Below are 17,754 nucleotides of genomic sequence, written 5' to 3'. Positions count from 1 at the left end.
CCGGAGGTGGGCCACCTGCTCGGCGCGCCCGATCGAGCCGGCCACCTGGTGAGCGACGCACCCGTGCCCGCCCCACGGGGTGGACCGGCCACCCCACAGCGGCACCAGCCGGGTTGGGCCGACCGTTGCGACCGACTCGCCCGGTCCCGCCCCTTCGAGATCGCCATCGTCGTGGTCATCCTCGCCAACGGCATCGTTCTCGGCCTGGAGACCTACGACAACCTGAGCCCGGCGGGCGCCGCGCTGCACTGGCTGGAGGTGCTCTTCCGGGCCGTCTTCGTCGTCGAGATCGCCATCCGGCTGGCCGCGTACGGCAAGCGCCCGCAGGACTTCTTCCGGCACGGCTGGAACGTCTTCGACTTCGTGGTGATCGCCGCGATCTTCATCCCGGGCCTGCACGGCGACCCGGCGCTGCTGCGGGTCGTGCGGGTCGCCCGCATGGTCCGCCTGGTGCGGTTCTCGCCGGGCCTGCGGACCATCGTCTCCGCGCTGTGGCGCAGCCTGCCGGGTGTCACCGGGTTCCTCGCCCTGGCCGTGGTGACGCTCTACGTGTACGGCATGGCCGGCTGGCTGATCTTCGGCAACCGGTATCCGGAGGAGTACGGCGACATCGGCCGATCGCTGCTGACGTTGTTCGTGCTGTTGTCGCTGGAGACGCTTCCGGACCTCATCGAGCAGGGCATGGCGATCTCACCATGGACGCTGCTCTACTACGTCAGCTACGTGGTCATCACCGTCAACCTGCTGCTCAACATCCTCATCGCGGTCATCGTCAACTCGATGGAGGAGGCCCGCCGGTTGGAGATGACCGAGCGACTGGCGCCCGGGTACGACGAGGACGGCGACGGCGTACCGGATGAGGTGGACCGGATCGCGCTCACCCAACGGCTGGACGACCTACGGGCGGTCATCACCGAATTGGAACGTGAGCTGCGCATCGACCGGGACGACGGGCACAGCCGACCGCACCGGGACAACGCCCGCACCGGACGGTGATCCGACGCTCGCGGCGGGTGGGTGGCATCCGGACGACGTGTCCGCCGGCTTCGACCGGGTGCGGGGTCTGCAACACGCCATGGACCAGGGCCGCCAGCGCCGCCTCGTCCGGCTGGGTTTCCGGCCCGACGAGGCGGCGGCGCTCTCCGCGCTGCACACCCGCAACGTCATGTAGCAGTACCGTGGAACGGCGATGACCAGTGACCCGCGTGAGGAACTGCAACGGCTGCGCGCGCAGACCGAGGCTCAGGCCACCGCCCTGGAGGGCGACCTGCGGAGCCTCTTCGAGGCGTCCCGGTCGTCCAACGCCGACGACGAACACGACCCCGAGGGCACCACGATCGCCTTCGAACGCGCGCAGCTCATCGCCGTCCTGGACGCCACCCGCCGACGCCTGGCCGAGCTGGACGTCGCGCTGCGACGGGTGGACGACGGCAGCTACGGGGTGTGCGAACGGTGTCTGCGTCCCATTCCCGCCGAGCGTCTCGCCGCCCGCCCGTCAGCGCGTACCTGTGTGGTGTGCGCCAGTCGACGGTAGTCGCACCGCCGTCAGCGGCCGCCGGCGTAGCGGGCGCGGTCGCCGAGCTCCTCCTCGATGCGGATGAGCTGGTTGTACTTGGCGGTGCGGTCCGAGCGCGACAGGGAACCGGTCTTGATCTGCCCGCAACCGACGCCGACGGCCAGGTCGGCGATGGTGGTGTCCTCGGTCTCGCCGGAGCGGTGCGACATCACCACCCGGTACCCGGCCTTGTGGGCGGCGTCCACCGTCGCCAGGGTCTCGGTGAGCGTGCCGATCTGGTTGACCTTGACCAGGATCGCGTTGGCGTAACCGCCGTCGATCCCGTCGCGCAGCCGGTCGACGTCGGTGCAGAACACGTCGTCGCCGACCAACTGCACGCGCTCCCCCGCCGCCGCCGTCAGCCGCTGCCAGCCGGCGATGTCGTCCTCGGCCATCGGGTCCTCGACCGAGCTGATCGGGTACCGGGAGATCAGGTCCAGCAGGTAGTCGATGTGCTCGTCGACGGTGCGCTGACGTCCCTCGCCGACGTAGTCGTAGACGCCGTCGTGGAAGAACTCCGAGCTGGCCGGGTCGAGGCAGATCAGCACGTCGGATCCGGGCTGGTAACCGGTGTCCTCGATGGCGCGTAGCACGAACCGCAGTGCCTCGTCGGCGTCCGTGACGTTCGGCGCGAAGCCACCCTCGTCGCCGACGTTGGTGTTGTGCCCGGCCGCGGCCAGGGACGCCCTGAGGGTGTGGAAGACCTCCGATCCCATCCGCACCGCCTCGGCGAAGGTCCGCGCACCGACCGGGGCGATCATGAACTCCTGGAAGTCGAGCGGATTGTCGGCGTGCGCGCCACCGTTGATGATGTTCATCATCGGCACCGGCAGCAGGCGGGCGCCGACCCCACCGACGTAGCGGTAGAGCGGCTGCCGGTGGGCCGACGCCGCCGCCTTCGCGGTCGCCAGGGACACCGCCAGGATCGCGTTGGCGCCCAGTCGGCCCTTGTCCTTGGAACCGTCGAGGTCGATCATCGTCTCGTCGATCAGGGCCTGGTCCTCCGCGTCGAACCCGCGCACCGCGTCGGCGATCTCCCCGTTGACAGCGGCGACGGCCGCGCTGACCCCCTTGCCGTGAAAACGCGTCAGGTCCCCGTCGCGCCGCTCGACCGCCTCGTTGGCCCCCGTCGACGCGCCGGACGGCACGGCGGCCCGGCCGGTCGACCCGTCGGCGAGGACCACGTCGGCCTCCACCGTCGGGTTGCCCCTGCTGTCGAGGATCTGCCGACCCCGCACCCGACTGATTGCCGTCATCACACACTCCCTGCTCAAGCTGCTGTTTCACCGCCAGACTGGCAGGAAACGGCGGCCCTGACACCGCGACGATGGACACGTTGACCCGTACCCCGGGGTGCGGGTTTAGGGTCGCGGGATGCGGGTGGGTGAGTTGGCACGACGGACCGGAACCACGGTCCGGGCACTGCGGTACTACGAGTCGGCCGGGCTGGTCGTGCCCCGGCGGTTGAGCAACGGCTACCGGGAGTACGACCCGATCGCGGTGCGGCTGGTCGCCCAGATCCGCGAGCTGATGGCGCTCGGCCTGACCGTCGAGGAGACCCGCCCGTTCGTCGAGTCGATCGCCGGGGGTGCCGACGACACCGACGTGTGCGCGGCGGCGGTGGCCACGTACCGCAGCACCATCACCAACCTGCAGGAACGGATCGGCAGGTTGACCGCCCAGCGCGACGCGTTGGACGCGCGCCTCGACGCCGCCGCGACCCAGGTCGTACCCGGCAGTCAGGTGGAGGGCGCCGACCCCACCGGGCTGGTCGGCGCCACGATGCCACAGCTGTCCTTCTACGGCACCGACGGCCGCCCGGTCGACCTTGGCGCGCTCGGCGCCGGACGCACCGTCATCTTCGTCTACCCGCTGACCGGGCGACCGGGCGTCGACCTGCCCAACGGGCTGTTGGAGATCCACGGCGCCCGGGGCAGCACCGAGCAGGCCGCCTGGTTCCGCGACCACCACGCGGAGCTGCGCGCCGCCGGCGCCGCCCGGGTGTACGGACTGTCCGCCCAGTCGACCGGCTACCAGCGGGAACTCGCGCACCGGCTGCGGCTGCCCTACCCGCTGATCCCCGACCCGAGGCTGACCCTGGCCGCCGCGCTGCGCCTGCCGACCCGTACCGCTGGCGACATGACACTCTACGAGCGGCTGACGTTGATCATTGCCGACGGCGTTGTCGAACACGTCTTCCACCCGATCCAGGACCCGGCGTCGCACCCCCTGCACGTGATGCGGTGGCTCACCAAGCGACGCCAGGCCCCCGGATCGGTTGCCGCCTAGAAATCGTCGTCGAAGGCGACGGTGCCGCTCACCCCGACCTGGTACGCCGACACCCGCCGCTCGAAGAAGTTGGACAGCTCCTGGACGTCCTGCAACTCCATGAACCCGAACGGGTTGCTCGACCCGTAGTGCGCCGGGATGCCGAGCTGGGCGAGGCGGCGGTCGGCGACGTGCTGGAGATACTCCCGCATGTCGGCCAGGGTCAGACCGGGCACGCCGCGACCCAACAGGTCCTCGGCGAACTGCACCTCACACTCGACGGCCTCGGTGAGCATCTGCCGGACCTGGTCGGCGAGGTCGTCGTCGAACAGGTCCGGCTCCTCGGCACGGACGGTGTCGACGACGTCGAACGCGAACGCCATGTGCATGGACTCGTCGCGGAACACCCAGTTGGTGCCGGAGGCGAGGCCGTGCAACAGGCCGCGCGAGCGCAGGAAGTAGACGTAGGCGAACGCGCCGTAGAAGAACAACCCTTCGATGCAGGCGGCGAAGCAGATCAGGTTCAGCAGGAACGTCCGCCGGTCGTCGCGGGTCCGCAGCTCCCGCAGGTCGCCCAGCGAGTCGATCCAGCGGAAGCAGAACTCGGCCTTGCGCCGGATCGAGGGGATGTTCTCGATCGCCGCGAAGGCCTCGAAACGTTCGGTCTCGTCGGGCACGTACGTGTCGAGCAGGTTGAGGTAGAACTGGACGTGCACCGCCTCCTCGAACAGCTGCCGGGACAGGTAGAGGCGGCCCTCGGGGCTGTTGACGTGCTGGTAGAGGTTGAGCACCAGGTTGTTGGCGACGATCGTGTCGCCGGTGGCGAAGAACGCCACCAGGCGGCTGACCAGGTGCCGTTCGGCCGGCGACAGTTTGTCCAGGTCGGCGAGGTCGGCGTGCAGGTCGACCTCCTCCACGGTCCAGGTGTTGCGGATGGCGTCGCGGAACCGGTCGAAGAAGTGCGGGTAGCGCATCGGGCGCAGGGTGAGGTCCATCCCGGGGTCGAGCAGCATGTGCGTGGTCCTCGTGTCGGTGGTGGTGGCGTCGGCGGGGTTCACTGGCAGGCCTCGCACGACTCGGGGTTCTCCAGCGAGCAGGCCAACGCCTCCGCGTCGACGGCGACGGGCGAGACAGCGCCGACGGTGGCCTGCTGGATCCGGGTGGCGGGGCGCGAGCGCAGGTAGTACGTGGTCTTCAGGCCGGCCTTCCAGGCGTACAGGTACATCGAGGAGAGCTTGCCGATGGTCGGTGCGGCCAGGAACAGGTTCAGCGACTGGGACTGGTCGATGAACGGGGCGCGGGCGGCGGCCAGGTCGATCAACGCCCGCTGCGGCAGCTCCCACGCGGTGCGGAACAACTCCCGTACGCCGGCCGGCAGCTCGGCGATGTCCTGCACCGACCCCTCGGCCCGCTTGATCGCCGAACGGATCCGCTCGGTCCACAGACCGCGGGCCTTCAGCTCGCGTACCAGAGCGGTGTTGACCTGAAGGAACTCCCCCGACAGGGTTTCGCGCTTGAACAGGTTGGACACCTGCGGCTCGATGCACTCGTAGCACCCGGCGATCGAGGCGATGGTCGCGGTCGGCGCGACCGCCACCAGCAGCGAGTTACGCAGCCCGTGCGCCTCGACCCGCTCGCGCAGGGCATCCCAGCGGGCCGTCTGCGTACCCTCGACACCCCACAGGTCGGGCTGGAGCTGGCCCCGCGCGGCCCGGGTCTGCGGGTACGCCGGGTGCGCGCCGAAGTCGCGGGCCAGGTCGGCGGAGGTCTCCAGCGCGGTCAGGTACAGCTCCTCGCTGATCCGGGTGGACAGCTCCCGGGCGGCCGGCGAGTCGAAGGGCAGCCGCAGTGCGAAGAAGACGTCCTGCAGGCCCATCAGCCCGAGCCCGACCGGCCGCCAGCGGGGGTTGCTCGCCGCCGCCTGCGCGGTCGGGTAGTAGTTGATGTCGATGACCCGGTCGAGGAAGGTCACCGCGGTCCGCACCGTGGCGCGCAGCCGCTCCCAGTCGATGCCGCCGTCGCCGAGGTGGGCGGCGAGGTTCACCGAGCCCAGGTTGCACACGGCGGTCTCGGCGTCGCTGGACACCTCGACGATCTCGGTGCAGAGGTTGGACAGGTGCACCACGTTGCCCGGCTCGGCGGTCTGGTTGCACAGCCGGTTCGACGCGTCCTTGAAGGTCATCCAGCCGTTGCCGGTCTGGGCCAGGGTGCGCATCATCGTGCCGTACAGCTCCCGCGCCGGGACCTGCCGCACGTACCGGCCCTGCGCCTCGGCCTCCCGGTACGCGGCGTCGAACCGCTCCCCCCACAGGTCGGGCAGCTCGGGCACCTCGTGCGGGTCGAACAGCGACCACATCTCGTCGGCCTCGACCCGGCGCATGAACTCGTCCGGGATCCAGTTGGCCAGGTTCAGGTTGTGGGTGCGCCGGGCATCCTCGCCGGTGTTGTCCCGCAGGTGCAGGAACTCCTCGATGTCCGGGTGCCACGGCTCCAGGTAGACGCAGGCCGCGCCCTTGCGCCGGCCGCCCTGGTTGACCGCCGCCACGCTCGCGTCCAGGGTGCGCAGCCACGGCACGATCCCGTTGGACTGCCCGTTGGTGCCCCGGATCAGCGCGCCGCGGGAGCGGACCCGGGAGTACGCGATGCCGATGCCACCGGCGAACTTGGACAGGTTGGCGACCTGGGCGTACCGGGCGTAGATCGAGTCCAACTCGTCGAGCGGGGAGTCGACCAGATAGCAGGAGGACATCTGGGTGTGCCGGGTCCCGGAGTTGAACAGGGTCGGTGAGCTGGGCAGGTAGGCCAGGCTGGACATCAGTCGGTAGAAGCCGACCGCCTCGTCCGCCGTACGGGACAGGCCGCAGGCCACCCGCAGCAGCCAGTACTGCGGGGTCTCCAGCACCAGTCGGCTGGTGGGGTGGCGCAGCAGGTACCTGTCGTACACGGTGCGCAGGCCGAAGTACTCGAACCGGCGGTCGCCGTCCGGGTCGACGGCGGCATCGAGGGTCGTGGCGTGTGCGGCGACGAACGCGGCGGTGTCGTCACCGATCAGACCCTCGGCGTGGCCGACCCGGATCGCCGCGCTGAACGAGGTGATGCCCTGCCGGCGTACCTCCTTGTCGACGTAGCCGGCCAGCAGCCGCGCGGCGAGGCGGGAGTACTGCGGCTCCTCACCGATCATCTCAGCGGCGGTCTGGATGGAGAGCCGGTCCAGTTCGGCGGTGGTGGCGCCGTCGTAGAGGCCGCTGATGGTGCGGGTGGCCACCCGCATCGGGTCGACGTCGGTCAGGTCGTCGGCCCACCGCTCCACCGCCCGGACGATCTTGTTCACGTCCACGGGTTCGGTCGCGCCGTCGCGCTTGCGGACCCGCATGGGCGTCCGCCGCGCGGGCGTGTCGGCGCCGGCCGGGACTACCTGGGTGACTGTCACCACTCGCTCCTCGGAGTTCGAGACCTGGTGGCCCGGACGCGAGGAGACAGACACCGACGGACGCCACGCCGGCGCGGCGTGGGATCAGGTGGCGTCAGCCGTCCCACGCGGCCTCGGACCGCCGCGCACCCGGGTTCGGGTACGCGGCGCGCTGGCAGGTCTTCGGACTCGCGGGCACGACCGGGCTCGCCGGTCTCCTAGTGGCCGTCGCTTCCCAGGCCGATGGGTGGCCCAGTGCTGATGACGGCGGTCGTTCCCACTCACCGCTGCGGGACAGTCCCGGATTTCCACCGGGTTCCCTGTTGCCTCGACCGCGCCGGATGAGCGGCCGAACCAGCTGCGCTCGACACCATATATAGGGACGGAGCCGTTGTCACACCCCACATGTCGGTTTCGGGCGTGTCGGCGGCCAGCGCGGTGACCACCGTCACCACCCGGGCCGCGCGCGCCGCGCCGGAGGGCGCCGGCAACGGAGGCACGATTCTCCGCGCCGGTGTCGACAGTGGCCAGTGGGTCGACAGCCGACACAAACATCATATGTCTGGGTGTCCCTAGTGATCGACAACGTTGACGCGCTCAACGAGCCGTCCGTATACTCCCAGTGATCATCTGATCTTTAGCCTAGCCGGGCGAGGAGCGCATGCCGCAGATCACTGCCGTCACCGTCGAGGACGTCCGCTTCCCCACCTCCCTGACCGCTGACGGGTCAGACGCCATGAACAAGGACGGCGACTACTCGGCGGCCTACGTCGTGCTGCACACCGACGGCGTCGACGGCGCGGGCGCGCCGCTCGCGGGGCACGGGCTGACCTTCACCATCGGCCGTGGCAACGACATCGTCGCGGCGGCGGCGGTCCACCAGGCACAGCGCCTCGTGGGCCTGGACGTGGCGACGATGGCGGCGGACATGGGCGCTGTCTACCGCCTCCTGACCTCCGACTCGCAGCTGCGCTGGCTCGGCCCCGAGAAGGGCGTCGTCCACCTGTCGCTGGCGGCCGTGCTGAACGCGTCGTGGGACCTGGCCGCCCGGGTCGCCGACAAGCCACTGTGGCGACTGCTCGTCGACATGTCCCCCGAGCAACTCGTCGACATCGCGGACCTGCGCTACCTCTCCGACGCCCTGACCCGGGACGAGGCGCTGGCCATCCTGCGCGCCAAGGAGAGCACGAAGGCCGCCCGCCTCGCCGAACTCGACCGGACCGGCTACCCCGCCTACACCACCTCGGCGGGCTGGCTCGGCTACGGCGACGACAAGCTGCGCCGGCTGTGCCAGGAGGCGGTGGACAGCGGCTACGGCTACGTCAAGCTCAAGGTCGGCGCCAACCTCGACGACGACATCCGCCGCTGCGCGATCGCCCGGGAGATCCTCGGCCCGGACCGCAACCTGATGATCGACGCCAACCAGGTGTGGGATGTCGGCCAGGCCATCGAGTGGGTCAGCGCCCTCGCCCGGTTCAAGCCGCTCTGGATCGAGGAGCCGACCAGCCCCGACGACATCCTCGGCCACGCCGCCGTCCGCCGTGCCGTCGCTCCGATCGGCGTGGCCACCGGCGAGCACTGCCACAACCGGGTGATGTTCAAGCAGCTGTTCCAGGCCGAGGCCATCGACTTCTGCCAGCTCGACACCGGCAGGTTGGCCAGCATCAACGAGATCGTCGCCGTGCTGCTGCTCGCCGCGAAGTTCGACATCCCGGTGTGCCCCCACGCCGGCGGAGTCGGGCTGTGCGAGATGGTCCAACACGTCTCGGTGCTCGACTACGTGGCGATCTCGGGGGATCTCACCAACCGGGTCACCGAGTTCGTCGACCACCTGCACGAACACTTCACCGACCCGTGCATCATCCGTGACACCGGCTCGGGAAGCGGATACGTCCTGCCCAGCCAGCCCGGCTACTCCACCCGGATGCGTCAGGAGTCGGTCACGCTCTACCGGTTTCCCGACGGCCACTACTGGGCCGCGGCAGACCCGACTACCGTGTCATCTCCGGAGGCGTACGTGATCGCGGGTGGACAGGCCACCCCCGTCGGCCGCTAGGGGAAGCATGTCTCGCACAGACGAAGTGGTCAACGGCATCAAACGGATGATCCTCGAAGGGCAGTTCAGGCCCGGTGACCGGCTGCCCGTCGAGAAGGACCTCGCCGAGTCGCTCGGCGTCTCACGGGGCTCGCTGCGCGAGGGGATGTCCGCGCTGTCGATCCTCGGCATCGTCAACATCCGCCAGGGCGACGGCACCTACGTCACCAACCTCGACGCCCCGCAACTGCTGGCCCCGATGGGTTTCGTGGTCGACTTCCAGGGCCAGGGCGACCCGCGGCACATCCACACCGTCCGGCGACTGCTGGAGTGCGAGGCCGCCCGGTTGGCGGCCACCAGGATCACCGACGAGGCGTTGGCTCAGGCGGGGGACCTGCTCGACGAGGCGGCCCGGCTGGTCGGCCAGTCGCCGCAGGACCACGAGCGGATCATGGAGATCGACATCGCCTTCCACCGGATCATCGCGGTGCACGCCGAGAATCCGGTGCTCGTCGGCCTGATCGAGGCCTTCGCCGGGCGCACCATCCGCGGCCGGCTCTGGCGCAGCCTGCACGAGGAGGGCGCGGACCTGCGGACCCACGACGAACATGTGGCGATCCTGAAGGCCCTCGTGGCGCGCGACCCGGAGCGGGCCCGCACCCGGATGGCCAACCACCTGATCGGTGTGGAGGAGTCGTTGCAGGGGTTGCCCGACGACGCCGACGCGAACATCGAGACGGCCCGCTCGTGACCGCTCACGACTGCACGTCGAGCAGCCCTTCGTCGTACAGGGCCGCCCAGAGCTGATCGGGGACGTCGACGTCGGCTCGGCGCAGGGTCTCGGTCACCTGGGCCTCGTCACGCATGCCGACCACCGTCGACACCACGGCCGGGTGGCGACGGACGAACGCCAACGCCGCCTGGGGCAACGTGACGCCGTACGCCTGGCAGACCCGCGCTATCCGGCGGGCCTGGTCGATCACCTCCGCCGGCGCCTGCCGGTAGTCGTAGACGGCGTCGGTCGGCGGCATGTCCCGGGCCAGCAACCCGGAGTTGTAGACCCCGGCGACCACCACAGCGACGTGGCGTTCCTGCGCGGCGGGCAGCAGGTCGGTCAACGCGCCCTGCTCCAGCAGCGTGTACCGGCCGGCGCACATCACCACGTCCACGTCGGTCTCCGCCACGAACCGGGCCAGCATCGCGGACTGGTTCATGCCGGCACCGACGGCACCGATCACGCCCTGCTCGCGCAGCTCCACCAACGCCGGAACCGCCTCGTACGCGGCCTGCTTCCAGTGCTCGTCCGGATCATGCAGGTACACCACGTCGATCCGGTCCAGGCCGGTGCGCCGAAGGCTCGCCTCCAACGAACGGCGCACGCCGTCGCGGCTGAAGTCCCAGACCCGGCGATGATCGGCGGGAACGTCGAAACCCTCCGGGTCCGGTCGGTGTGCCGCCTCCGGTGACGGCACGAGCAGCCGGCCGACCTTCGTCGACACCACGTACTCGTCGCGCGGGCGGGAGCGCAGGGCGGCACCCAACCGCCGCTCCGACAGGCCCAGCCCGTAGTGCGGCGCGGTGTCGAAGTACCGGATGCCGCCCGCCCAGGCGGTGTCCACTGCGGCGGCGAACTGCTCATCCGACGTCGCCCGGTACAGGTTGCCGCCCTGCGCGGCACCGAAGCCCAGCGGGCTCAGCCGCGGCGGCGACCCGCCGGCGGCCCAGCCCGCCCAACGGGTGCGACCGCGCGCACCCCGGCGCACGGCCGCCGTCACCGCTCACGCCGATCCACACTGGTGCTGCCGGTCATCGCCGCGACCAGGTCGTCGGTGGTGACCTCGTCGGCGCGCAGCTGGGCGGCCCGCTGACCGAGGCGCAGCACCTCGACACGGTCGGCGATGTCGAGCACCTGCGGCATGTTGTGGCTCACCAGCACCACCGACATGCCGGCGTCGCGGGCCCGCCGGACCACGTCGAGCACCCGCCCGGTCTGGACCACGCCCAGCGCCGCGGTGGGCTCGTCGAGGATGACCACGTTGGTCGCCCAGATGATGGCGCGGGCGACCGCCACGCACTGCCGCTGCCCACCGGAGAGCATGGCGATCGGGGTGGTCACCCGGGGAATCCGTACGCCCAGTTCGTCGAGGGCGGCGGCGGCACCCTGCCGCATGGCGCGCTTGTCCAGCAGGCCGAGCCGACCGAGCGGCCCGGAGCGCAGGATCTCCCGGCCGAGATACAGGTTGGCGGCCACGCTCAGGTCGTCGGCGACGGCGAGATCCTGGTAGACGGTCTCCACCCCGGCCCGGCGGGCATCGACCGGGGTGGAGAACCGGACCGGACGGCCGCCGATCAGGATCTCGCCCTCGTCCGGCGGATGCACACCGGACAGGGTCTTGATCAGGGTGCTCTTTCCGGCACCGTTGTCACCGATCAACGCGACGACCTCGCCCCGGCGGACGGTGAAGTCGGCCCCCCGCAACGCCTCGACGTGCCCGAACCGCTTGACGATGCCGCGGGCCTCGAGGACCGGCGGTTCCTCGTCGGTGGGTTGCTGGGCGTTGTCGGCGGTGGCCGTGGGAATGCCTCCCATCACTGCACCGGCGGGTTGGCGCAGCTGGGCTCGAGCACCGCCTTGATCTCCGCCGAGTCGATGTTCTCCTTGGTGACGAACGTGACGCCGGTGTCGGCCGACGCCAGCGGCGCCTTGTCCCGGAGGTGCTTGACCATCTTGTCGACGCCGAAGTAGCCCATCTTGAACGGGTTCTGCACGACCAGCGCCGAGATCTGGCCGTTGCGCACCCCGGCGATCTCGTCCGGGGCCGCGTCCCAGCCGATGATGACCACCTTGCCGGACTTGCCGGCCGCCTGGATGGCCTGCGCGGCGCCGAGCACGCTCGGCTCGTTGGCGGCGAAGACGCCAGCCAGTTTGGGGTTGGCGGTGAGGATGTTCTCGGTGACCCGGCGGGCCTCGTTGACGTCGCTCTTGCTCGGCTGCTGGCCGACCAGCTTCAGGTTGGGGTACTGGGCCAGGCCGGCCTTGAAGCCGTCGACCCGCTCGGTGTTGGTCTGCGACCCGGGCTGGAACTCGACGAGCGCCACCTCGTGGTTGCCGGGGCCGAGTTCGGTGGCGAGCAGCTTCGCCGCCTCGGTGGCCGACGCCCGGTTGTCGGTGGCGAAGAGGGGCACACTCGGCGGTTGCGGGCTGGTGCCGGAGTCGATCATGGTGACCGGGATGTTGGCGGCGAGCGCCTTGTCGGTCACCGGTGCCAGCGCGCTGGAGTCGGTCGCCGCGTAGACGATGCCGTCGACCTTCTTGGTGACGAAGTTCTGGATCAGGTTGACCTGGCCCTCAACGTCGGTCTCGGTGGTCACCCCGTCCCACTGGACGGTGACGTCCCCCGCGCGCTGCGCGGCGCACTCCGCGCCCGCCTTGACGGTGTTCCAGTAGTCGGCCCCGACCGCCTTGGGTACGACGGCGAGCTTCAAGGGGCCGCTCGCGTCAGTGGTCGCGCCGTCACCGCCGTCGCGGACCTCGACCCCGCCGCAGGCGCTGAGCAGAGCGGTCGCCGCGGCCACGGCCAGGATCGCCTGCGCGCGCAGGAGTGGTCCTCGCGTCCGCCGGCTGGTGGTGGTGTGTGCCATGGTGTGTGTCCTTCCTCGTTCGGACTCTCGGAATGGCATGTCAACCCCGTGATTCCAGCCGCCGGCGGCGGTACTGGTCGAAGTAGACGGCGGCCCAGATGATCAGACCGACGATCACCTGCTGGTAGTGGATGCTGATGTCGAGCAGGACGGCGCCGTTGCGGACCAGGGCGATGAGGAACGCGCCGATGATGGTCCCGACGATCCGGCCCTGCCCGCCGAACAGGCTGGCTCCGCCGATGACCGCGGCGGCGATGACGTCGAGCTCCAGCGAGATGCCGTAGTTGGGCTGGCCGGAGTTGACCCGGGACGCGGCGATCATGCCGCCCAGCCCGACCAGCACACCCGCCAGCACGTACACCCCGGTCAGCTGCCGCCCCACCCGGATGCCGGAGCGGCGGGCCGCCTCCAGATTGGAGCCCATCGCGTACGTGTACTGACCGAAGCGGGTCTGGGAGAGCAGGAAGGCGACCCCGACCGCGACCAGGATGGTGATCACCACGGCGAACGGAATCCCGAGGATCTCCCCGTTGCCGAGCAGTTGGAAGGATCGGGGCAGGCCGTAGACGCCGACCGCTCCGGTGATGATGAAGACGAGGCCGCGGCCCACGGACATCGTTCCCAACGTCGCGATGAACGGCGGGATCCGGGCCACCGTCACCAGCAGCCCGTTCAACAGCCCGGCCAGCGCGCCGACGCCGATCGCGACCGCCGTGGCCGCCCAGATCGAGAAGCCGAGGTCACGCACGACCATCGCGCCCACCACGCCGGCGAGCGCGGCGACCGACCCGACGGACAGGTCGATGCCCTTCGTGATGATGACCATCGTCTGGGCCGTGGCGATGATGGCGATCACCGCCGTCTGCGCCCCGATGTTGAAGAGGTTGTCAGCAGTCAGGAAGTAGGGGCTCGCGAAGGTCAGGGCGATGAACAGGACGACCAACGCGGTGGCGGCGGTGAACTCGGAGACGGCGTGGGAAATGCGTTCGCGAAACCAGTCGCTGAGCTCGCCGCGCTGCGTGCCGGCGGTTGCCTCGACGCTACTCATCGTCGGACCTGACCTCCCCAAGCGTGGCGCCAGCACCCGACGAGGACCCCGCCGACGAGCCGAACGCCTGTGAGCGACCAACCCGCTCAGCTGTCAGTGCGGCCAGGCGCCCGCACGACCTCAGAGATAGGTCGGATGTTTCCCACGATCAGGCGTTACCTTGCCACGCATTCACGTATGTTGCCAAGGTCTTACGGGCATGTTTTGCCATCGTTACCTGCACCACCGGAGGCATACATCAGACCACCGGATATCGGCCGCCGCCGTTAGCATGTTATCGATAACACACTATGTCGCCAGCTCGGCGGCCACTGCCCGCTCAGGACGGGGGCAACCGGTACACCCGGGAGGCGGTCCACTGCCAGATCGCCGCCCGCTCGTCGTCGGACAGCGGGGCCAACAGGTCGCCGAGGACCGCGACCCAGCGGACGTACGAGGTGACGAGCAGGCACACCGGCCAGTCCGAGCCGAACATCAGCCGGTCCGGCCCGAACACGTCGAGAGCGTGCTCGACGGCGGGCCGCAGGTCGGCGGCCGTCCAGGAACCACCCTCCACCTCGGTCACCAGGCCGGAGAGCTTCGCCGTCGTGTTGGGCTCGGCCGCCAGCGACCGCAGGTCGCGGCGCCAGTCACCGAGGTCGGCCCGCCCGAGCGAGGGCTTGCCGAGGTGGTCGAGGACGAACCGCACCTGCGGCAGGTCGCGGACGAGCCGGGTGGCCGCCGGCAGCTGGTGCGGACGCACCAGGAGGTCGAACGCGAGACCGGCGGCACCGACCGCGGCGACACCCCGCCGCACCTCGGGACGGTCGAGATAGGTCGGGTCGGGTTCGGACTGGACCAGGTGGCGGATGCCGACCAGCCGTTCACCGCCGCGCGCCCGGCGTAGCCGGTCGAGGCGACGACCGACGTCGGCAGCGGGAAGGTCGACCCAGCCGACGACCCCGGCGACGAGGGGGTCGTCGGCCGCGATGCCGAGCAGCTCGGGAGTCTCCGACCGGACGGCGACGGACTGCACGACCACTGTCTGCGTCACCCCGGCGGCCCGGGCCGCCGGGGCGAGTTCGACCGGCGTGAAGTCGCCGTCGATAGCGGCCATGGTGTGCGGATCGATCCACTGCTGCGGGTGCCGCGCCCGGACCCAGAGGTGGTGGTGCGCGTCGACGATGCCGGGTTGTCGCGCGAGCCCGCCCGTCGTCATCGGACCCGTCCCGGCGCCGTCACGTCCACCCCACACCCCGCCCCAGCCACTGATCGAACCCCACCGGGTCAACCCGGAGACACCACCGATCTGGCAGGTTGACCATGTTAGCGGTAACAGACTGTTCATAGATGGCGGAACGCGCGGCGCGGCCGGCTCCCGACACTGTCGTCTTTTGGTCTGACGAATCCCGCTGCCCGCCGCTACCTCTCGGACCCACCGACACCACGGTGTGCGGACGTCGTCGGTGCCCGGGGTCCGGGTTGACCGTCCGAGGCCGCACCGATACCGTCGAGCCACTATCTGCGGCGACGCGAGGGAAGCCGGTGTGAATCCGGCGCGGTCGCGCCACTGTGAGCGGTTCCCCGACGGGGGCCGCGAGCCAGGACGCTCGGTCGTCCGCAGCCTTGCGATGGGGACGCGTCATCCCCGGGGAGGTTCGTGTATTCATGTCCAGCTCCGCGTCCAGCCAGCCGGTGGTGCACCCCGCCGGCAGTACCCGTCTGCTGTGGACGGCCCTGGCAACCGTTGTCGTGCTCGCCCTGCTGACCTACCTCGTCGCCTTCGACCAGGGAGCGGTGTCGCGCAGCGGGACGTACCTGCACGAGCTGATGCACGACGGCCGGCACCTGCTGGGCGTCCCGTGCCACTGACCCCCACCACCACTCCCCCGTTCCTCGCCGTCCTCGTCCGCGGGCTGCTCGCCGGTCTGATCGCCGGCCTGCTCGCCGGGGGGTTCGCGTACGTGGCCGGCGAGCCACACGTCGAGGCGGCCATCGCGATCGAGGAGGCCGCGACGCACGCCGAGCCCGCGGCGGGTGCCCACGATCACGGGGAAGCCCTGGTCAGCCGGACGGGTCAGCGCGGCGGTCTGTTCCTGGCCACCGGCCTGTTCGGGGCCGCGATGGGTGGCCTGCTGGCCACGGCGTACGTTCTGCTGTCCCGTCGGCGGCGCGCCGAGGACGACGGGCGGTCGGGTCTGCTGCTGGCCAGCGCGGCGCTGCTCGGTGTGGTGATCGTGCCGTTCCTCAAGTACCCGGCGAACCCACCGGCGGTCGGCGACCCGGCCACCATCAACCAACGGACCGTCACCTACCTGTTGATGGTGGTGCTCGGCCTGGTGGCCGTGTGGGCCGGCTCGCTGGGCTACCGGTCGGTCGGCGCGCAGGCCCCGCCGTGGCTGCGCGCCGCTGCGGCAGTGGGTGGATTCCTGCTGGTCACGGCAGTGGCGTACGTGGTGATGCCGTCCTTCGAGGAGGTTCCGTCGACCTTCCCCGCGACCCTGCTGTGGAACTTCCGGTTGGCCTCGCTCGGCACCCAGGTCGTGCTCTGGACCGGCATCGGCCTGCTCTTCGCGGCCCTGATGCACCACGAGCGGCGTCGCCGGGCCGCCACCGCGCTGCCGGGCACGTGAGGGCGACCAGCCTTCGGCTGGTCGCCCACGGTCACACCGCCGCGCTGCGCCGCGCCCGCTTCGGCGGCGCCGACGAAGGCCTGGACGAGGGCGGCCTGCGGGCCGCTCTCGCCCAGGTCGGCCCGGAGCGGCGTGGGCACCTCGGCGTGACCGACACCTGCCTGTCCAGCCCGGCGGCGGCGGCCCGGCAGACCGCCGACGCCCTCGGTCTGCTGCCGACGATCGAGGCGGCGTTGGCCGACTGTGACTACGGCGACTGGTCCGGCCGTTCGCTCGAGGAGATCGCCGGCACGCGGCAGCGGGCGCTGCGCGACTGGCTGTCCGCACCGGACAGCGCGCCGCACGGCGGCGAGTCCGTCACGGCGGTGCGGGACCGGGTCGGTCGTTGGCTGGACGGGCAGCGCGACGTCGGTCGACGCATCGTCGCCGTCACCCACCCGCTGGTGATCCGGGTCGCGGTGGTGCACGCCCTCGGCCTGCCGACGGCCGCCTACCGGCAGGTGGACGTGGAGCCGCTGGCGATCGTCCGGCTCACCAGCCAGGGCACCCGCTGGCAACTCCGACTGGCCGCGCCGGCAGCGTGAGCCGACGGCAACCGCGCGGGCCGTGCCCACCAGAAGGTGGACACGGCCTGCGGGGGTCAGTCGACTGTCAGCCAACTGTTTACTGGTGCCGGCGCGGCAGGTGCAGTTCGACCGGCTCGGGCGGAAGATCGTCGACACCGGCGGCGACGGCCTGTTCGTGGCGGCGACGCGCCGACGGCAGAGCGAGTGCCGCGAAGACGCCCAGGACGGCGACGCCCGCGCACACCCAGAAGCGTTGGACATCGCGGCGAACGCCAGGCCGATGCCCGCGCCGGTGAGCACCATGGAGAGCAGCACCTGCCAGCCAAGGGCACCGGGTAACCGGCCGTCGCGACGTACGCCATCACCTCCGCCTCCGGGGCGGTCTCCCCGCCCCGGCGGTAGCGGCGCAGCACCCGCGACTCGTCGAGCCCGAAGACATCGGCGTCGCGTTCCGAGGCGAGCAGCGCGTGATCGACCATGACAGACGACGCTGACAGTGGGGTGGGGGGGGGGGGGGGGGGGGGGCGCCCCCCCCCCGGGCCCCCGGGGGGGGGGGGGGGGGGGCGCCCCCCCCCGCCCCGGCGAGCGCTCAGGCCGGACGGTCCGGTGGGGGGACCAC

Annotated in this window: 18 protein-coding genes and 2 riboswitches; of the genes, 9 read left to right on the top strand and 9 right to left on the bottom strand. The window is 70.8% G+C overall.

All coding sequences use genetic code 11. The features are described from left to right. Positions 1-48: 48 nt before the first annotated feature. Genes AB0C03_RS30875 through AB0C03_RS30865 form a run of 3 tightly spaced genes read left to right on the top strand, consistent with a single transcriptional unit; the run spans position 49 to position 1,534 of the window. A complete protein-coding gene (locus AB0C03_RS30875) occupies positions 49-996 on the top strand; it encodes an ion transporter (protein WP_030336319.1) in 948 nt (315 codons plus the stop codon). 37 nt (positions 997-1,033) lie between these two features. Beyond that, positions 1,034-1,171, top strand: a complete 138-nt coding sequence (locus tag AB0C03_RS30870; RefSeq protein WP_167337341.1) for a hypothetical protein — start codon at positions 1,034-1,036, stop codon at positions 1,169-1,171. 18 nt (positions 1,172-1,189) lie between these two features. Further along, the gene (locus AB0C03_RS30865) at positions 1,190-1,534 is read left to right on the top strand and encodes a TraR/DksA family transcriptional regulator (RefSeq protein WP_030336317.1); all 345 of its coding nucleotides are present in this window, start codon (positions 1,190-1,192) and stop codon (positions 1,532-1,534) included. A gap of 11 nt (positions 1,535-1,545) precedes the next feature. On the opposite strand, the gene eno is transcribed toward AB0C03_RS30865, so the two are convergent. Further along, a complete protein-coding gene (gene eno / locus AB0C03_RS30860; protein ID WP_210857554.1) occupies positions 1,546-2,811 on the bottom strand; it encodes a phosphopyruvate hydratase in 1,266 nt (421 codons plus the stop codon). Positions 2,812-2,929: 118 nt separating this feature from the next. Here eno and AB0C03_RS30855 point away from each other — a divergent pair, with 118 nt between their 5' ends. Next, positions 2,930-3,844, top strand: coding sequence for a MerR family transcriptional regulator (locus tag AB0C03_RS30855; RefSeq protein ID WP_210857555.1), 915 nt, complete (start codon positions 2,930-2,932; stop codon positions 3,842-3,844). Here the strand turns inward: AB0C03_RS30855 and AB0C03_RS30850 are convergent. Next, on the bottom strand, positions 3,841-4,836 hold the full coding sequence (locus AB0C03_RS30850; RefSeq protein ID WP_357640829.1) for a ribonucleotide-diphosphate reductase subunit beta: 996 nt from the start codon (positions 4,834-4,836) through the stop codon (positions 3,841-3,843). The genes AB0C03_RS30855 and AB0C03_RS30850 overlap by 4 nt on opposite strands. Positions 4,837-4,877: 41 nt before the next feature. Continuing rightward, on the bottom strand, positions 4,878-7,196 hold the full coding sequence (locus AB0C03_RS30845) for a ribonucleoside-diphosphate reductase subunit alpha (RefSeq protein ID WP_357640827.1): 2,319 nt from the start codon (positions 7,194-7,196) through the stop codon (positions 4,878-4,880). A gap of 193 nt (positions 7,197-7,389) precedes the next feature. After that, positions 7,390-7,606: riboswitch (cobalamin riboswitch) on the bottom strand. A gap of 287 nt (positions 7,607-7,893) precedes the next feature. On the opposite strand from AB0C03_RS30845, the gene AB0C03_RS30840 reads away from it, so the two are divergent. Both AB0C03_RS30840 and AB0C03_RS30835 read left to right on the top strand, forming a co-directional pair. Next, on the top strand, positions 7,894-9,288 hold the full coding sequence (locus AB0C03_RS30840) for an enolase C-terminal domain-like protein (RefSeq protein WP_030336307.1): 1,395 nt from the start codon (positions 7,894-7,896) through the stop codon (positions 9,286-9,288). Positions 9,289-9,295: 7 nt separating this feature from the next. After that, positions 9,296-10,018, top strand: coding sequence for a FadR/GntR family transcriptional regulator (locus tag AB0C03_RS30835; protein WP_030336306.1), 723 nt, complete (start codon positions 9,296-9,298; stop codon positions 10,016-10,018). Between the two features lie 4 nt (positions 10,019-10,022). Here AB0C03_RS30835 and AB0C03_RS30830 read toward each other — a convergent pair whose 3' ends face one another. The 5 genes from AB0C03_RS30830 to AB0C03_RS30810 form a co-directional block, all read right to left on the bottom strand. After that, positions 10,023-11,042, bottom strand: coding sequence for an aldo/keto reductase (locus AB0C03_RS30830; RefSeq protein WP_309140690.1), 1,020 nt, complete (start codon positions 11,040-11,042; stop codon positions 10,023-10,025). After that, positions 11,039-11,857 (bottom strand): ATP-binding cassette domain-containing protein, encoded by an 819-nt coding sequence (locus tag AB0C03_RS30825; protein ID WP_247681274.1) that lies wholly within the window; start codon positions 11,855-11,857, stop codon positions 11,039-11,041. The genes AB0C03_RS30830 and AB0C03_RS30825 overlap by 4 nt, the downstream gene beginning before the upstream one ends. Then, on the bottom strand, positions 11,857-12,909 hold the full coding sequence (locus AB0C03_RS30820; protein ID WP_210861238.1) for an ABC transporter substrate-binding protein: 1,053 nt from the start codon (positions 12,907-12,909) through the stop codon (positions 11,857-11,859). Before AB0C03_RS30820 ends, AB0C03_RS30825 begins: the two co-directional genes overlap by 1 nt. Positions 12,910-12,949: 40 nt before the next feature. Then, positions 12,950-13,957 carry an ABC transporter permease gene (locus AB0C03_RS30815; RefSeq protein ID WP_030336298.1) on the bottom strand — a complete coding sequence of 336 codons (1,008 nt, stop codon included), beginning with the start codon at positions 13,955-13,957 and terminating at the stop codon, positions 12,950-12,952. 319 nt (positions 13,958-14,276) lie between these two features. Further along, the gene (locus tag AB0C03_RS30810; RefSeq protein ID WP_357640710.1) at positions 14,277-15,155 is read right to left on the bottom strand and encodes an amidohydrolase family protein; all 879 of its coding nucleotides are present in this window, start codon (positions 15,153-15,155) and stop codon (positions 14,277-14,279) included. A gap of 318 nt (positions 15,156-15,473) precedes the next feature. After that, positions 15,474-15,546: riboswitch (cobalamin riboswitch) on the top strand. A 58-nt stretch (positions 15,547-15,604) separates the two neighbouring features. Between AB0C03_RS30810 and AB0C03_RS30805 the strand changes: the two genes are divergently transcribed. Genes AB0C03_RS30805 through AB0C03_RS30795 form a run of 3 tightly spaced genes read left to right on the top strand, consistent with a single transcriptional unit; the run spans position 15,605 to position 17,153 of the window. Continuing rightward, complete coding sequence (locus AB0C03_RS30805) at positions 15,605-15,808, top strand: CbtB domain-containing protein (protein ID WP_030336294.1); 204 nt, start codon at positions 15,605-15,607, stop codon at positions 15,806-15,808. Further along, positions 15,799-16,569, top strand: a complete 771-nt coding sequence (locus AB0C03_RS30800) for a CbtA family protein (protein ID WP_357640707.1) — start codon at positions 15,799-15,801, stop codon at positions 16,567-16,569. Before AB0C03_RS30805 ends, AB0C03_RS30800 begins: the two co-directional genes overlap by 10 nt. Beyond that, positions 16,566-17,153, top strand: coding sequence for a histidine phosphatase family protein (locus AB0C03_RS30795; protein WP_357640705.1), 588 nt, complete (start codon positions 16,566-16,568; stop codon positions 17,151-17,153). The genes AB0C03_RS30800 and AB0C03_RS30795 overlap by 4 nt, the downstream gene beginning before the upstream one ends. 79 nt (positions 17,154-17,232) lie before the next feature. Here AB0C03_RS30795 and AB0C03_RS30790 read toward each other — a convergent pair whose 3' ends face one another. Then, positions 17,233-17,379, bottom strand: coding sequence for a hypothetical protein (locus tag AB0C03_RS30790; protein ID WP_357640701.1), 147 nt, complete (start codon positions 17,377-17,379; stop codon positions 17,233-17,235). Between the last annotated feature and the right edge of the window lie 375 nt (positions 17,380-17,754).

The sequence above is a fragment of the Micromonospora parva genome (assembly GCF_040649675.1).
In the GTDB taxonomy this organism is placed as follows: domain Bacteria; phylum Actinomycetota; class Actinomycetes; order Mycobacteriales; family Micromonosporaceae; genus Micromonospora; species Micromonospora parva.
Note: the sequence above shows the minus strand (reverse complement) of the source record. Positions and strands in the feature narration are given on the sequence as shown.

What these genes read in the sequence shown, in the direction of transcription:
- AB0C03_RS30865 (WP_030336317.1), top strand. Translation starts at nt 1,190, where the DNA reads ATGACCAGTGACCCGCGTGAGGAACTGCAACGGCTGCGCGCGCAGACC.
- eno (WP_210857554.1), bottom strand. Translation starts at nt 2,811, where the DNA reads ATGACGGCAATCAGTCGGGTGCGGGGTCGGCAGATCCTCGACAGCAGG.
- AB0C03_RS30855 (WP_210857555.1), top strand. Translation starts at nt 2,930, where the DNA reads ATGCGGGTGGGTGAGTTGGCACGACGGACCGGAACCACGGTCCGGGCA.
- AB0C03_RS30850 (WP_357640829.1), bottom strand. Translation starts at nt 4,836, where the DNA reads ATGCTGCTCGACCCCGGGATGGACCTCACCCTGCGCCCGATGCGCTAC.
- AB0C03_RS30845 (WP_357640827.1), bottom strand. Translation starts at nt 7,196, where the DNA reads ATGCGGGTCCGCAAGCGCGACGGCGCGACCGAACCCGTGGACGTGAAC.
- AB0C03_RS30840 (WP_030336307.1), top strand. Translation starts at nt 7,894, where the DNA reads ATGCCGCAGATCACTGCCGTCACCGTCGAGGACGTCCGCTTCCCCACC.
- AB0C03_RS30835 (WP_030336306.1), top strand. Translation starts at nt 9,296, where the DNA reads ATGTCTCGCACAGACGAAGTGGTCAACGGCATCAAACGGATGATCCTC.
- AB0C03_RS30825 (WP_247681274.1), bottom strand. Translation starts at nt 11,857, where the DNA reads ATGGGAGGCATTCCCACGGCCACCGCCGACAACGCCCAGCAACCCACC.
- AB0C03_RS30820 (WP_210861238.1), bottom strand. Translation starts at nt 12,909, where the DNA reads ATGGCACACACCACCACCAGCCGGCGGACGCGAGGACCACTCCTGCGC.
- AB0C03_RS30815 (WP_030336298.1), bottom strand. Translation starts at nt 13,957, where the DNA reads ATGAGTAGCGTCGAGGCAACCGCCGGCACGCAGCGCGGCGAGCTCAGC.
- AB0C03_RS30810 (WP_357640710.1), bottom strand. Translation starts at nt 15,155, where the DNA reads ATGACGACGGGCGGGCTCGCGCGACAACCCGGCATCGTCGACGCGCAC.
- AB0C03_RS30805 (WP_030336294.1), top strand. Translation starts at nt 15,605, where the DNA reads ATGTCCAGCTCCGCGTCCAGCCAGCCGGTGGTGCACCCCGCCGGCAGT.